Below are 13,446 nucleotides of genomic sequence, written 5' to 3'. Positions count from 1 at the left end.
TTTTTTGTGGCTCCAGCCACATTTTTTAAGAAGCGGCTGGTGCCGCAAGAACTAAGCGTTCCCAGGCTGGAGCCTGGGAACGAGAGGTAACCAGAGGAAAGCAGGGGACGGGCAACTCCGGGACCCACTTGAGCATCCTTTTGTGCTCAAAACGACTCATTTTCTGGGACAAGTGGGTCCCGGAAGAGCCAGTCCCCGTGCCACATGCAAAGCGCTGAACAGATACCATTTATTTATGGTGAACATCATTTCCAGGGGTTGAAAAGTAAGTAACGGACATGTATAATCAACAGACCTGGCAAACACCACTTGCGCTCAGAGCAACTCAAAAATAAAGTGAAAAACAAACAAAATTCTAAACGGAAGCAGAACATGAGGCGACTTTTTTTCAATTATTTGGTCGTTATTTCGATCATTTCAGTACTAGGCCTTGTTGTCGCGTGTACCCCGCGCAAGGTTCATCCACCTTCTCCACCGTCAAAGATTGAAAAGCCCCGTGAGGAAACAGCCCGACCCGATCTGCCGATTACTAAACTGGACAAGGACCGGAAATACACCGTCCTGGGACAGACATACATCCCATTGTCATCATCAGAAGGGTTTGAAGAAGAGGGAATAGCTTCATGGTACGGACCCAAATTCCACGGGAAAAAAACCGCCAGTGGAGAAGTCTACAATATGTACGCAATGACTGCCGCCCACAGGTTGCTGCCCATGCATACCAAGGTGCAGGTGACAAACATGGAGAACGACAAAACCATAAGGTTAAGGATAAACGACCGCGGACCTTTTAAGGATGACCGTATAATCGACCTGTCCCTGGCAGCAGCCAGAGAACTGGACATAATCGGTCCTGGAACGGCACCGGTACGGGTCAAGGCGGTTGGCAGCGCTTCCCGGAAAGAACTGCCCGGCACCTTTTATGTGCAGGTAGGGTCTTTTTCTAAAAGGGAAAACGCTGAAAACAAAAAGACCAGCATGCAGGGTCTGGGTTACCGGGAAACACGTATTCAGCAAACAGAAATTGATGGCATAAACTTATGGAGAGTACAAGCCGGAAAATTCAGCACCGTTGGGGAAGCGGAAGCAGCCAGGGACAGCCTGGCCCTAAACATCCCAAGAGTCTTTATAATTGCTGATTAATCTCTGCTCGAAACTTCCTGGACAACCTGAAAACCACTACCTTGCGCGCCGGAAGAATAATTTCTTCGCTGGTCTGAGGATTGCGGCCCTTCCTGGGTCTTTTGTCGTAGGTTTCAAATTTGCCGAAACCGCTTATTAACAGTGAGTGGTCCTGTTTGATAACGCGCTTGATTATGTCCAGCAGTCCTTCTACCTGGTCTTTGACCTCTGGACGGTTACGTTCACTTTGCTCATAAACCCTGTCCACCAGATCCGACTTGGTTAAGGTATTTACCATAGGCCTCCTCCCGTGGATATTAACTGTATTCCGACTTGTGTAATGGTCCTGAAATACATGCGCTGGGTATACGGTTACCTCTCAGTATTTATCATGGCTGCTGGATAGCTGAACTTAGGTTTTGTGCAACTGACTGCATTTCCTGATTACTGTCATATTTGTACTGCGGCCAGAGCTGCAATCCGTCCCCCTTGAAACGAGGAATCAAGTGCCAGTGTGCATGCATGACCACCTGGCCTGCCGCCTGAAAATTATTCATACCCACGTTGAATCCGTCGGCTTTCAAACCCTGGATTATTCCCCGGCCGGCCTTGCGGATTACCCTGTGCACATCAGCGGCCATATCCTCGGGCATCTCCAGAATATTTTCCACATGAACCTTCGGGATAACCAGGCAGTGCCCCTTTACAGCTGGCGCAACATCCAGAAAACAGAGTACTGATTCTATCTCATACACCTTTGCACTGGGAATTTCTCCCCTGACAATCTTGCAGAATATGCAGTCCTGCATATTACCTCCTCTGACTCCTTGTAACAGTTTAGCGCTTTTAAGGAAAGCAGGGGACTGGCACTCCGGGACCCACTTGAGCATCATTTTGTGCTTAAAATATCTCATTTTTTGGGACAAGTGGGTCCCGGAAGAGCCAGTCCCCATGCTACATGCAAAGCGCTAAACAGATACGACCCTTAATCATTGTCACTGCCCAGGCCGATGCTCATCCGCCGGGGTTTCGGACATAAAAGGTATCAGGTTATTAATTTTCAGATATTTGAGCAGTGCATTGACATTCGGTCAGAGACTGTGGTCAACAACATGCCGGGTTTGAGGGCACAGCCTGACTCTACAGCGAAAATTTTTTATTGCCATCCCGGGACTGGCTCTTTTGCCGCCGGGATTTTTGAGCAGGTGACAGTTTTCCATCGGCAAAAGTGTCTGTCTCCAATTGAGATACCATACTGTATTATACAAGTTTTGCTGTAGTGCTAATGGCCGGATGAATATCCACACACTTTCATGTATTCAACACCCTTGATTATTTGACGATCTGTTCAAGCTAGTCTATCCAAATATTTTTTTTTTGCAACCTTTTGTTTTATTTAATTATACCTGAACAGTAAACCTGAAGCCGTGAAGTTTTTTTTCGAGTTATGTCCTTGCAGGTTCCGGGGTTTGGCAAAATGGCCGCAAACTGTCTGAGCGACTCAGGCGCTTAGTGAAAATTTCAAACCAACATGTTGGTCGTTAAAATCGGTTCCTGGTTCCTGGTTCTTCGTTCCTGGTTACCTCTCGTTCCCAGGCTCCAGCCTGGAAATGCCTTGTTCTTGCGGCACCAACCGCTTCTTAAAAAATGTGGCTGGAGCCACAAAAAAACGATATCCCCAGGCTGGAGCCTGGGAACAAGAAAGAAAAGAAAAAATCCTTGCTTTCATGTTTGTGGAAACAGGCACCCCGGCACTTATTTTTTATTGAACATGAAACAGATTAGAAAAATAAATCCCGGGATAGCCAGTCCCCGTGCTCAACGCGTCCTGCAGGGATTAACCGGATGATGCCCCGAAGGGGCCACTTTTTCCGTGCAAGGTCGCGGAAAAAGCCTGGTGACTTACTCCTGAAACCCTGCCTGCCCTGACACTAAAATACTATTAAGTTTTGAGACAAAATGAATCTGCCAGGATTATTTTTTCGACATCCAGAGCCTTACCGGAACAAGGTCCGCTTATATCCTGTTTTCCTTCCCTTTGCCGGTTGCCCCGACAGGTGCATCTACTGTTCCCAGGAGACCCAGACAGGCCAACCAATAATCCACCTGAAGACTATCGCCCGAAAGATGCATGACGATATATATTCCGAGTTCAGCAGCTCAGGCAAGACATTTGCTCTGGGCTTTTTCGGAGGAACTTTCACAGCCATGCCCAGGCATAGACAGCTCCTTTTTCTTAACCTGGCCAGAGAATTAAAGGACATGGGAGCCCTAAGCCACGTCAGGTGCTCCACCAGACCGGACTACGTAAACCAGGACCAGCTGAGACTCCTGCAGGACTACGGTGTGGACATGGTGGAACTGGGGGTGCAGAGCTTTGACAGCCGGGTGCTGTCACTTTCCAGAAGAGGATATACCGGGGACAAGGCCCTGGAGGCCTCCTGGATGGTCAAAAAAAGCCGCATGGACCTTGGAATACAGTTGATGCCGGGCCTGCCGGGTTCAAATCCAGGGACATTTGCCGGTGACATGAGAATAACAGAAGAGTTAAAGCCTTCTGCGTTGCGCCTCTACCCCTGTCTTGTACTTGCGAACACCCCCCTGGCGAACCTCTGGTCCAGAGGAGAGTACAGGCCCTGGATTTTACAGACCACCCAGGCTCTGATCTCTAACGCCCTGCTTAGAATGTGGGCTGCCGGGATCCCGGTGATTCGAGTGGGACTGGCTCCGGAAACCTCTCTTTTGTCCGAAATAATAGCCGGACCATGGCATCCGGCCCTGGGCTCGATCTGCCGTGGACTGGCACTGGGAGCATACGTAGCTGCCATGACTGCACGCCTGGGACATCCGCCTGCCCGGATTTTTGTGCCAGAAAAGTATATTGGCGATTTCTGGGGACATAAAATGCAAAATGCCGGTCTTTTCAGGCGGCTGGGTATTTTCAGGAAAAATACACAGGCCTGGAAAAAAGAACTGTTCCTGCTGGCCGGAGCTGCACATCAATTACCCTGAAGTCCAAGAACTCGAACCATTTCCTCAACTGCCGCCCTGGTAAACTCTTCCTTGCTCAACCGTTCTTTATCCTCTTCGCTGAGCACCCTTTGGGGCTGATTTATATATTCTTCTCTGGGTATGATTTCGTATCCCCTGGGAAAAGAATTCTTGAAATACATCTCCTGGAAGCCGCTGAACTTCAGGGCATGGGCAGTGGCATCCAGGATGGCCGTTTCACTTGCATCCAGCAGGCCCTGCTCCCTGGCCTGCATAAGACCTGCCAGGCATTCCCCCCCCTGGGTGCAGGCAATATGCCCGTTTTGGTTGGCAAGCAGCATTGCTTCTATGATCTGCTGTTCCTCTACATGCACCACATTAAAGGCATCGGTCCCCTGCTCCCGCTGATACCTGTCCGCCAGTTCCCGCACCCTGGGAAATGAAACAGGATTGCCGATCATGGCGGCCTGGGCGACACTGGGGCTGACATCCACCGGTGCATAGCTCCTGCTTCCCGGCGTCTGGCGGTAGTAGCGGTACACCGGATCAGCATGGGTGGACTGCACACCAAAAATCCGGGGCAGTCCATCAATAATTTCCAGATCCCTGAGTTTTAAAAAACCGCTCATTACCGCCGTAATATTTCCTGCATTGCCTATGGGGACAAACACCACTCTGCCGGACATGTCCCAGCAACACCACTGGGCAAGTTCAAAGGCATAACTTTCCTGACCCAGGATACGCCATGGGTTTTTGGAATTCAACAGGGCCACCCGGAAATTGTCTGCCAGATACTCTACCACCCGCATGCAGTCATCAAAGACACCCGGCAGCTCAATCACCACTGCACCGCTTCCCAGGGGCTGGGAAAGCTGCTGAGAGGTGACCTTGCCCTGCGGAAGAAGCACCACGGACTTGATGGGATCGCCGACATACGCGGCATAAAGTGCTGCAGAGGCTGAAGTATCCCCGGTGGAAGCGCAGATGGTCAGGACCTGATCCCAGTTCTTTTTCCTTACCAATTGCTTTAAATAGCTGAATGCACAGGCCATGCCCCTGTCCTTGAACGAAGCGCTGGGATTCTGGCCGTCGTTTTTAAAGGCCATGTTCTGTCCCACCAGCTTCTGCAGCTTCGGTGATGACTGGATAACCGGGGTATTGCCCTCTCCAAGGTAAACAATATCTTCTTTCTCCACCACCGGGGCAGTTAGTTCGTAAAACCTGAATATTCCCTGCAGCTGGGTCATCTTGCTGGCTGCTCGCTCGTCAAAAACAGTTCTCCATTCCTTCCCGGACAGCTTTTTAAGCTCGTGGAAATTCTCATCCCACAACATGAAAACCCCGCTGCATTCAGGGCAGGTATAGTGCAGCTCATCCCCGGGATACTTTCTGGCACACTCCAGACAATGATATTTTAGCTCTCCCCGATAGGTGGGAAATAAGTCGCTGAACATTACTACCTCTAAAAATCTTTACTTGACGTGCAAGGTTGCTGGTTCATCGTTCCTGGTTGCAAGAAAAAAATGTGGCATGGGGACTGGCTCTTCCGGGACCCACTTGTCCCAGAAAATAAAGCGTTTTGAGCACAAAATAATTCTCAAGCGGGTCCCGGAGTGCCTGTCCCCTGCTATCCTAAAAATCGCTGAACCGACACAAATAGTCTATTCAGTGCCTGGCAATGGCAACCATTCAGGAGGGGCGATACCGGCCCCAAAGCCTCAGGCACTCACCAGAAAGACATCTCCCAGGACACCGGCAAGCAGAATCAGGGATACCAGGGCATTAAGTGTAAAAAAGGATACATTAAGCTTTTCCAGATTGTCCGGCGAAATCAGCTTATGTTCAATATACAGTACTGCCGCTACAATCACCCAGGCCAGGTAATATGGCCAGGTTGCACCCACAGTTATTCCGGCCAGCAGAAAAAAGAGCGCTGCATTAACATGGGCGAACCCGGCAAGGGCGAAAGAAGTTTCCAGACCATGTCTGGCAGGAATGGATTTAAGCCCGTTTTCCCGGTCAAAGCCTGCATCCTGGGTGGCATAGAGTATGTCGAACCCCCCGACCCAGAACAGAACCCCCAGAAATAGAAAGACTGCAGGCAGTGTCAATTCAGGAACAAAAGCAATCCAGCCCGCCAGAGGGGCCAGACCAAGAACAGAACCAAGAAAAAAGTGGCACAGGCTGGTCCATCTTTTGGTATAGCTATAAACAGCGGACCAGCCCAGGGCTAAAAAAGCCAGTAGAAAGACAGGCAAATTAATAAAAGCGCAGGCAAACAAAAATAAAGCCGCACTTACTCCTAGAAAAAGATACGCTTCCTTTACCCGGATCTCTCCTGTCACCAGAGCTCTGTCCCGTGTCCTGGGATTTAGTGCGTCCAGGGGGAGGTCGGCAAGTCTGTTGTGGGTCATGGCAAAAGAGCGAACCATCACCATTGCCAGGGTCAGGAAGACGAATATACGCCAGCCGGGCCAGCCCTGGGCCGACCAGAAAAGCCCCATATAGGCAAAAGGCAGAGCGAATATGGAGTGCTCGATACGTATCATCCTGGCCCAGGCCAGTGCTGCACGTATTAGACCGGGAGACTTGGAAGCCATGCTTGTGGTCATATGGAGGCCTTTTTTCATTATAACGACACTTTTTGTTCAATAGTATCTGTTCAGCCCTTTTAAGTAAAGCGCTAAAGAGATACGTCGCTGCAGTGTTATTTTTGCAGCAAGATCTGCTCATCAGTAAATAATTATCGCTGACCAGTCCTTTTTAATTACCAAAGCGGCAGGATACAAGCCGGCAAACAACACCTTGAGGCTACTTTACACTCAGCTTAAGAAACCTTTTTTTGCCCACTTTCAGTGTATACTCCCCGGTTTCAAAACCAGCCTCTGGATCGCTCAGCTTTTCTCCCGGGTACAGACTCACTGCATTCTGCCTGCAGAGCCTTTTAGCCTCACTGCGAGACGGACAGAACCCGCTTGACACCAGGATATCCGCCAGTTTCTTTTTCTCGTGCTCATGTATGACCATCTCAGGCATAATCCGGGGCACATCTTGGGCTGCAAAGACCCGGTGGAAATTTTCCCTTTCCCTTTCAGCACTCTCGTTATCGTGAAACCTGGCTGTTATCTCCTGGGCCAGTTCTTCCTTGCAGTATTTGGGATGCAACTCTCCCTGGGAGACTTTTTCCTGCATGGATTTGATCTCCTGTAAATCCTTATCTGATAGAAGCTCATAATATCTCCACATAAGATCATCTGAAATGGACATCAGCTTCCCGTACATCTCCCCGGGAGGTTCTTCTATACCCACATAATTGCCCAGAGACTTACTCATTTTCTGTACCCCGTCCAGGCCTTCCAGGATGGGCACCGTGAGTATGACCTGCGGTTCCTGGCCGTATTCACGCTGAAGATCCCTTCCCACCAGGAGGTTGAATTTCTGATCTGTACCGCCGAGTTCTACGTCAGCCCTTAACTCCACAGAGTCATACCCCTGGATCAGAGGATATAAAAATTCATGAATGGCTATGGAACGATTATTCCGAAAACGCATGTCAAAATCATCCCTTTCCATCATCCTGGCCACGGTATACCTGGAGCAAAGTTCCACAAAGTCCGAGGCATGAAAACGATCCATCCATGTCGAATTGAAAACCAGCTCTGTTTTTTCCGGGTGCAGAATTTTAAATATCTGACGTTTGTAGGTTTCAGCGTTTTGAATCACTTCCTGCCGCGTAAGTTTTTTCCGGGTTTCAGATTTGCCTGAAGGATCCCCGATCATGCCTGTGAAATCTCCGATTAGAAAAAGCACATGATGCCCGAGTTCCTGGAAATGCTTCAACTTCTGAATCAGTACAGTGTGCCCCAGATGCAGGTCAGGTGCCGTGGGGTCAAACCCGGCCTTGACCCTGAGCGAGGCTTTGGCGTCCAGTTTTTTCAAAAGTTCAGCTTCATTTATAATCTCTACGCTGCCGCGCCGAATCAGCGCCATGGCTTCCTGATGCTCCCTTCTCATTTCATCTCCGCATTAACCATACAACGAAACAAATTATTATTTAACCAGCCACACATTTTATAAATTGCGTTAGCACTACAGCGAAACTTATAATACTTTTCAACCTGTCTAAATTGGGGACAGGCACTTTTGCCGGTTGCTAATTTGCAAATGCTTCAAAATTCGGCGGCAAAAGAGCCAGTCCCCGGAGGTCAATAAATAAGTTGCGCTGTAGTGTTATAGGGTTAAACTATTTTGCATATCCTACAGAACGTTTTTCCCGGATTACGGTAACCTTGATCTGCCCGGGGTAGGTAATGTTTTCCTCGATTTTCTGGGCAATATCCTTGCACATCAGGTGGGTGGCATCGTCGTCCACCTGATCGCAATCCACCATCACCCGGAGTTCCCGCCCGGCCTGGATGGCAAAAGAACGATTCACCCCTTCAAAGCCGGAGGCAATTTTTTCCAGCTCTTCCAGGCGGTTGACATAATTCTCCAAAAGCTCTTTCCTGGCCCCCGGCCGGGCCCCGGAAAGGCTGTCCGCTGCCTGCACCAGCACAGCGAGTATACTGGTGGGTTGCACGTCCTCATGGTGTGCTGCTATTGCGTGCACAATCTCTTTGGATTCATTGTGTTTCTTGGCCAGATCCGCACCAATGGAGGCATGGGGCCCTTCAACTTCGTGATCCACGGCCTTGCCCAGATCATGCAGCAGACCGGCCCTTTTCGCTTTTTTCTGATCCAGACCAAGTTCCGCAGCCATTATTCCACACAAAAATGCCACCTCAATTGAATGCTGCATCACATTCTGGGAAAAACTGGTACGGTAATGCAGGTGACCTAGAAGACGGATCAAATCCGGGTGAATGCCGTGCACTCCTACATCAAAGGTTGCCTGCTCTCCGATTTCCCTCAGTTTGATATCCAGTTCTTTCCTGACCTTATCAACTATATCTTCAATACGGGCCGGATGAATCCTGCCATCGCTTATGAGCCTTTCCAGAGACTGCTTGGCTACTTCACGCCGCAGGGGGCTGTAAGCTGACAGGACTACTGTCTCAGGGGTGTCATCGATAATCAGATCAACTCCGGTAGCCGCCTCAATAGCGCGGATGTTTCTCCCTTCGCGGCCGATAATGCGGCCTTTCATGTCTTCGCTGGGCAATTCTACCGCAGATACAGTGTGTTCTGATACATAGTCTCCGGCATAGCGCTGTATGGAAAGGGCCAGTATCTCCTTTGCCCTTTTAGATGCCGATTCCTGAGCTTCCATCTCTATCTGGCGTATCATTTTAGCGGCATCATGCCTGGTCTTGCTCTCAATCTCCTGCATGAGACGAGCTCTAGCATCTTCCACGGTAAGGCCTGATATTTCCTCCAGCTTTTTGCTCTGACTATCGATCAGATCCTGGAGATGCCCCTCTTTTTCTGCAAAACTACGTTCCTGCCTGGACAACTGGTTCTCCCAGGCCACCACTTCGCTTTCCTTTTGGGTCACTTTTTCCAGTTTATTTTCCAGCCTTTCTTCCTTTTCCTGCAGTCTCTGTTCCTGCTTTTTCAACTCCTTTTCCCGCTCCCGGGCATCTTCTTCAAGCTCTTTTTTTTGCTTGAAGGCTTCGTCCTTGGCCTGCAGCAGTATTTCCTTTTTTTGAGCCGTGGCTTCCTTTCTGGCTTCATCCAGAATTCTCTGAGCAAGCTCCTGGTTTTCCTGGTACTTTTTGTTGAATAATATCTTCTGAGCCCAGAAGCCCACAGCAGCCCCGGCTGCAAGGAAAATAAGGGCGGTAATGATTATACTCCACATGGTTTGCTCCTTATATATGTAAAGCTCTGTTTCTGTCGCGAGCCTGTCACAAAAAATCCCGGGGCCCGGTATCAATAAACCCTCTGCAACTACACTGATTTGTGCCTCAGGGGGCCGGCTCTTCCGACACCCTGAAACAGTTGAAAGTTTTTCGAAAAAAGCTTTATGATTTTAAATGGTTATAGCCTAGCACTGCAGCGAAACTTATAAAATATAATATTGTACCTCAATTGAGGACAGGCACCTCCGCACTTATTTTTATTAAAAAAGATCTTGGTTTTATTGGAAAAAATAAGTGCGGGGAGAGCCAGTCCCCGGAGGTCGATCATAAGTTTCGCTGTTGTGCTAAGCACAACCGGAATTTTAAGTTTAGAAAAATGCAATTAATCCTACAAGGACACTTAGAAAATGGTGAACTTTTTTTACTTGGGGACAGTCACTCCGCCGGATAGTCCGGCCCTTTTACGGTTTGAGGTCGGCAAAAGAGCCAGTCCCCGGAGGGCAGCCATAAGTTTCGCTGTAGTGCTAAACAGATACTTCATTAGAAAAAAAGGTGCGGGACTGTCCCCATTGGCATTGGGATAAGAGCGCTTCTTTCTCCTGGGTTGCGGGCAATGCCCTTCTGAGCAGGGAGCAGGCAAATACCTGAAGGTTTATCTAGGCAGGTCCAGGCAGGTAGTCTGGCTGAGTATATTTATCCCGGCAGGCCGTGTGGGGGATTATCTTGAACCTCGTTTATATACGTGGGCACCAAAGCAATTCCTTCAGGCTTCCCCGGCCTTTGCGGGGCATGCTCACCAGAACTGCGCAACGGCTCCCTCGAGGTTAATGTTGGCTCAAAATAAATCATCTCCATCACGTACCTGCCAGGAATTATATTGTACTGTATCTGTTAAGATCCCATGGACTGGCACATCAATCCATTAAGTCTGAGGGCTGGGACAATATTTGCGCCGATTTAAAAATATCAAATAGTCACAAATAGTTGACGTGTCAGCCATATCAGCGCAGTGCATGTCGCACTGGGAACGGCTCTTCTGAACCCCTCCGGGCCGACTTTCCCCTCCGGCCCTTAAGCACGGGTCGTGCCAGCCTCAGGCGGGGCAGAAAGCCACTTGACCCAAAAAAAGAGTCATTGCAAGCACAAAATAATGCTCTTCTGGGTCCCGTCCGGCACTCACAAGGAATACTATATGTTGCCAGCCACCTTGTTTGATAAAAGTGAGTGCCGGACTGTTCCATGCCTTGATTAAATGCGCTGAACAGATACATTGTGCTGAACATTTGAACAGCTTATTTATCAGCCTCGGGGCTATCTATTTTATTCACCAGTTCGTCTATCCTGTCCTGTAAAAGCGACAGTCTGATGTCACTTTGTAAGTAATCATCAGCCAGGCCCAGGGCAAGATATACCAGTAATCTTTCCTTGCTTAACTTTTTGCCCCTGTTTTTTAGTTCTGAATACCTCTTTTCCAGGTATTCCCTTGCCTGATCAATGCGCTCCGGATCTGCATCAGTTTTAAAATTTAAGTCCAAACCCAATATATTTAGATTGTACTCAAACATTAAAAAGAAGCTTCATCTTCAATTTTTTGCAGCAGTTCATCGACTTTGCCGGCGACCATACTGTTTTTCTGTCGTTCGACCTCGAGTTCCTGCTTCAGACTCTGATTTTCCTGTTCCAGCCTTTTTTTTAATTCCAGAAGTCTGTCAACCTTTTCCACCAGCTTTTCTATGGCTTCCATCTTCAGTCGCTTTTTTCCTGGTTTTTAAATTTTTTCAAAGGGCTTCTGCCCTCAAGGTTTTTCTGCCTGGATCTGCCTATGCCCAGGCTGTTTTGAAGCACGTCTCTGGTAATGGTGGACCCGGCCGCTATCATGCTCCCGCGCTGAAGGAGGACAGGAGCGACCAGGGCGGTATTACTGCCGATGAAAACCCCGTCTTCGACTGTTGTTCTATGTTTCAAACGACCGTCATAATTGCATGTTATTGTGCCGGCGCCGACGTTTACCCCCTCACCCATGGTGGTATCACCAATATAAGAGAGATGGTTGATCTTGCTTCCGGCGCCCACCTGTGAATTCTTGATCTCCACGAAATTGCCGGCCCTGGATCCTCCTTGCATTTCAGTTCCGGGTCTCAAGCGGGCGTAAGGACCAACTTTTGTATCTGGACCTATAACAGATTTTTCAATATGAGAAAAGCAAAAAACTTGCCCTCCATCAATAAAACTGTCTTCTATATAGCAGTTCGATGCGATACTGCTCCGGGAAGTAATCCTGCTTTGGCCATAAATCTCTACTGGCCCGCAGATTTCAGCCCCAGGTTCAATAATCACCTCCGGCCCTATCCGAACCATTCCTGGAGACCTGATGATTACCCCCTGTTCGATAAATTCATCCACAATAAAGCCGCGGATGTATTCTTCCTGACCAAGCAGTTCCCGAGGGGTATTAATACCCATAAGTTCGGGGCATGTGCCTGCATTCAAAGCATCAACGCGCATTCCGGACTTTTGGGCCAGTGAAATAAGCTGCGTGATGTAAAGTTCCTGCTGCTTATTATCGGAATCCAGTTCAAAAAGTATTTTGCCCAGCGTGCTGACCTTGAAGACATACAGGCCGGAATTTATTTCCCTGGTATCACCGCCGTCCAACTCACTGTTATAATCTTTGGCCTCAATCACAGCCTTTACGCTGTTGTCGGCAAACCGCAAAACCCTACCATAGCTTGCAGGATCTTCAAGGGTCAGGCTGACAAGCCCTATGTCAGCATTGTTTTCCCGGGTATATTCCAGCAGAGTGCGGATCTGCTGCGACTGTGCCAGTGGTGTATCACCGTTTATAACCACCAGCCAGCTGAAGCCATGCTGTAATACTTTGTTCCAGGCCACCTGAAGGGCATGTCCGGTGCCAAGCTGCTGCTCCTGAAATATAAAGTCGGCATCAAACCCGACGCAGCTTTGCTCTACTAGACTTCTGCCATGCCCGGTTACCACCATGGGCCGGGAGTTGAAGGTACTGGAGAGCATATACAGGAGATACCAAAGCATGGGTTTATCCAAAAGCTTCTGAAGTACCTTGGGCAGAGGCGAATGCATTCGCGTTCCCTTGCCTGCCGCCAGGACGAGCACTCCGGCGTCAGCAGGCAGCCTTGATGTTTGAATGTCTGAAATCATGAAGCTTAGCTTTCTAAAATAATAAACTCTAACGCGGGTTGTGTCCGTAATCCAAGATAATGCAGTGTTCTTATCTCTATTGGGACAGTCCCGCACTTATTTTTCTGATGAATAAGTTACAGCCATGAGATTTTCAAAAATAAGTGCGGGACAGTCCCACTGCCAAGCGCTGAACCCCCGCCATGGCTCAAATTTTTCTTGTATTTTGTGACAGGGTCTCAGGAGTAAGTCACTAGGCATTTCCCGCGACCCTGCGCGGAAAAAGTGGCCCCTTCGGGGCATCATCCGGTCAACCCTTGCAGGACGCGTTGAGCACGGGGACTGGCTCTCCCGGCACTTATTTTTCTAATCTGTT

At 49.0% G+C, this 13,446-nt stretch carries 11 protein-coding genes and 1 other RNA gene; 2 read left to right on the top strand and 10 right to left on the bottom strand.

All coding sequences use genetic code 11. The features are described from left to right. Nucleotides 1–372: 372 nt before the first annotated feature. Complete coding sequence (locus QZP87_RS09930; RefSeq protein ID WP_291322763.1) at nt 373–1,143, top strand: septal ring lytic transglycosylase RlpA family protein; 771 nt, start codon at nt 373–375, stop codon at nt 1,141–1,143. On the opposite strand, the gene QZP87_RS09925 is transcribed toward QZP87_RS09930, so the two are convergent. Together QZP87_RS09925 and QZP87_RS09920 are read right to left on the bottom strand one after the other, a co-directional pair. Further along, nucleotides 1,127–1,420 carry an integration host factor subunit alpha gene (locus QZP87_RS09925; RefSeq protein ID WP_291322762.1) on the bottom strand — a complete coding sequence of 98 codons (294 nt, stop codon included), beginning with the start codon at nt 1,418–1,420 and terminating at the stop codon, nt 1,127–1,129. The two genes, QZP87_RS09930 and QZP87_RS09925, sit on opposite strands and share 17 nt — an antisense overlap. Before the next feature lie 91 nt (nt 1,421–1,511). After that, on the bottom strand, nt 1,512–1,931 hold the full coding sequence (locus QZP87_RS09920; RefSeq protein ID WP_291322761.1) for an HIT family protein: 420 nt from the start codon (nt 1,929–1,931) through the stop codon (nt 1,512–1,514). A 1,150-nt stretch (nt 1,932–3,081) separates the two neighbouring features. Between QZP87_RS09920 and QZP87_RS09915 the strand changes: the two genes are divergently transcribed. Further along, nucleotides 3,082–4,134 (top strand): radical SAM protein, encoded by a 1,053-nt coding sequence (locus QZP87_RS09915; RefSeq protein ID WP_291322760.1) that lies wholly within the window; start codon nt 3,082–3,084, stop codon nt 4,132–4,134. Here the strand turns inward: QZP87_RS09915 and thrC are convergent. The 8 genes from thrC to glmU all read right to left on the bottom strand — a co-directional run bounded on the left by thrC (nt 4,122) and on the right by glmU (nt 13,091). Next, nucleotides 4,122–5,567: a threonine synthase gene (gene thrC, locus QZP87_RS09910; protein WP_291322759.1), complete on the bottom strand. Its 1,446-nt coding sequence runs from the start codon at nt 5,565–5,567 to the stop codon at nt 4,122–4,124. The two genes, QZP87_RS09915 and thrC, sit on opposite strands and share 13 nt — an antisense overlap. Nucleotides 5,568–5,831: 264 nt before the next feature. Continuing rightward, complete coding sequence (locus tag QZP87_RS09905; protein WP_291322758.1) at nt 5,832–6,725, bottom strand: 4-hydroxybenzoate octaprenyltransferase; 894 nt, start codon at nt 6,723–6,725, stop codon at nt 5,832–5,834. Between the two features lie 199 nt (nt 6,726–6,924). Then, complete coding sequence (gene tyrS / locus QZP87_RS09900; RefSeq protein ID WP_291322757.1) at nt 6,925–8,127, bottom strand: tyrosine--tRNA ligase; 1,203 nt, start codon at nt 8,125–8,127, stop codon at nt 6,925–6,927. Between the two features lie 229 nt (nt 8,128–8,356). Then, the gene (gene rny / locus QZP87_RS09895; protein ID WP_291322756.1) at nt 8,357–9,913 is read right to left on the bottom strand and encodes a ribonuclease Y; all 1,557 of its coding nucleotides are present in this window, start codon (nt 9,911–9,913) and stop codon (nt 8,357–8,359) included. A 692-nt stretch (nt 9,914–10,605) separates the two neighbouring features. Further along, nucleotides 10,606–10,789: non-coding RNA, 6S RNA (gene ssrS, locus QZP87_RS09890), on the bottom strand. Between the two features lie 417 nt (nt 10,790–11,206). Then, on the bottom strand, nt 11,207–11,455 hold the full coding sequence (locus tag QZP87_RS09885) for a cell division protein ZapA (RefSeq protein WP_363331009.1): 249 nt from the start codon (nt 11,453–11,455) through the stop codon (nt 11,207–11,209). 23 nt (nt 11,456–11,478) lie between these two features. Continuing rightward, a complete protein-coding gene (locus QZP87_RS09880) occupies nt 11,479–11,658 on the bottom strand; it encodes a hypothetical protein (RefSeq protein WP_291322754.1) in 180 nt (59 codons plus the stop codon). Between the two features lie 2 nt (nt 11,659–11,660). Next, nucleotides 11,661–13,091 (bottom strand): bifunctional UDP-N-acetylglucosamine diphosphorylase/glucosamine-1-phosphate N-acetyltransferase GlmU, encoded by a 1,431-nt coding sequence (glmU, locus tag QZP87_RS09875; RefSeq protein ID WP_291322753.1) that lies wholly within the window; start codon nt 13,089–13,091, stop codon nt 11,661–11,663. Between the last annotated feature and the right edge of the window lie 355 nt (nt 13,092–13,446).

Source organism: Desulfonatronospira sp. (assembly GCA_003563255.1).
Taxonomy (GTDB): Bacteria; Desulfobacterota; Desulfovibrionia; order Desulfovibrionales; family Desulfonatronovibrionaceae; genus Desulfonatronospira.
This window is presented reverse-complemented; position numbering and strand designations above follow the sequence as displayed.

What these genes read in the sequence shown, in the direction of transcription:
- QZP87_RS09930 (WP_291322763.1), top strand. Translation starts at nt 373, where the DNA reads ATGAGGCGACTTTTTTTCAATTATTTGGTCGTTATTTCGATCATTTCA.
- QZP87_RS09925 (WP_291322762.1), bottom strand. Translation starts at nt 1,420, where the DNA reads ATGGTAAATACCTTAACCAAGTCGGATCTGGTGGACAGGGTTTATGAG.
- QZP87_RS09920 (WP_291322761.1), bottom strand. Translation starts at nt 1,931, where the DNA reads ATGCAGGACTGCATATTCTGCAAGATTGTCAGGGGAGAAATTCCCAGT.
- QZP87_RS09915 (WP_291322760.1), top strand. Translation starts at nt 3,082, where the DNA reads ATGAATCTGCCAGGATTATTTTTTCGACATCCAGAGCCTTACCGGAAC.
- thrC (WP_291322759.1), bottom strand. Translation starts at nt 5,567, where the DNA reads ATGTTCAGCGACTTATTTCCCACCTATCGGGGAGAGCTAAAATATCAT.
- QZP87_RS09905 (WP_291322758.1), bottom strand. Translation starts at nt 6,725, where the DNA reads ATGACCACAAGCATGGCTTCCAAGTCTCCCGGTCTAATACGTGCAGCA.
- tyrS (WP_291322757.1), bottom strand. Translation starts at nt 8,127, where the DNA reads ATGAGAAGGGAGCATCAGGAAGCCATGGCGCTGATTCGGCGCGGCAGC.
- rny (WP_291322756.1), bottom strand. Translation starts at nt 9,913, where the DNA reads ATGTGGAGTATAATCATTACCGCCCTTATTTTCCTTGCAGCCGGGGCT.
- QZP87_RS09880 (WP_291322754.1), bottom strand. Translation starts at nt 11,658, where the DNA reads ATGGAAGCCATAGAAAAGCTGGTGGAAAAGGTTGACAGACTTCTGGAA.
- glmU (WP_291322753.1), bottom strand. Translation starts at nt 13,091, where the DNA reads ATGATTTCAGACATTCAAACATCAAGGCTGCCTGCTGACGCCGGAGTG.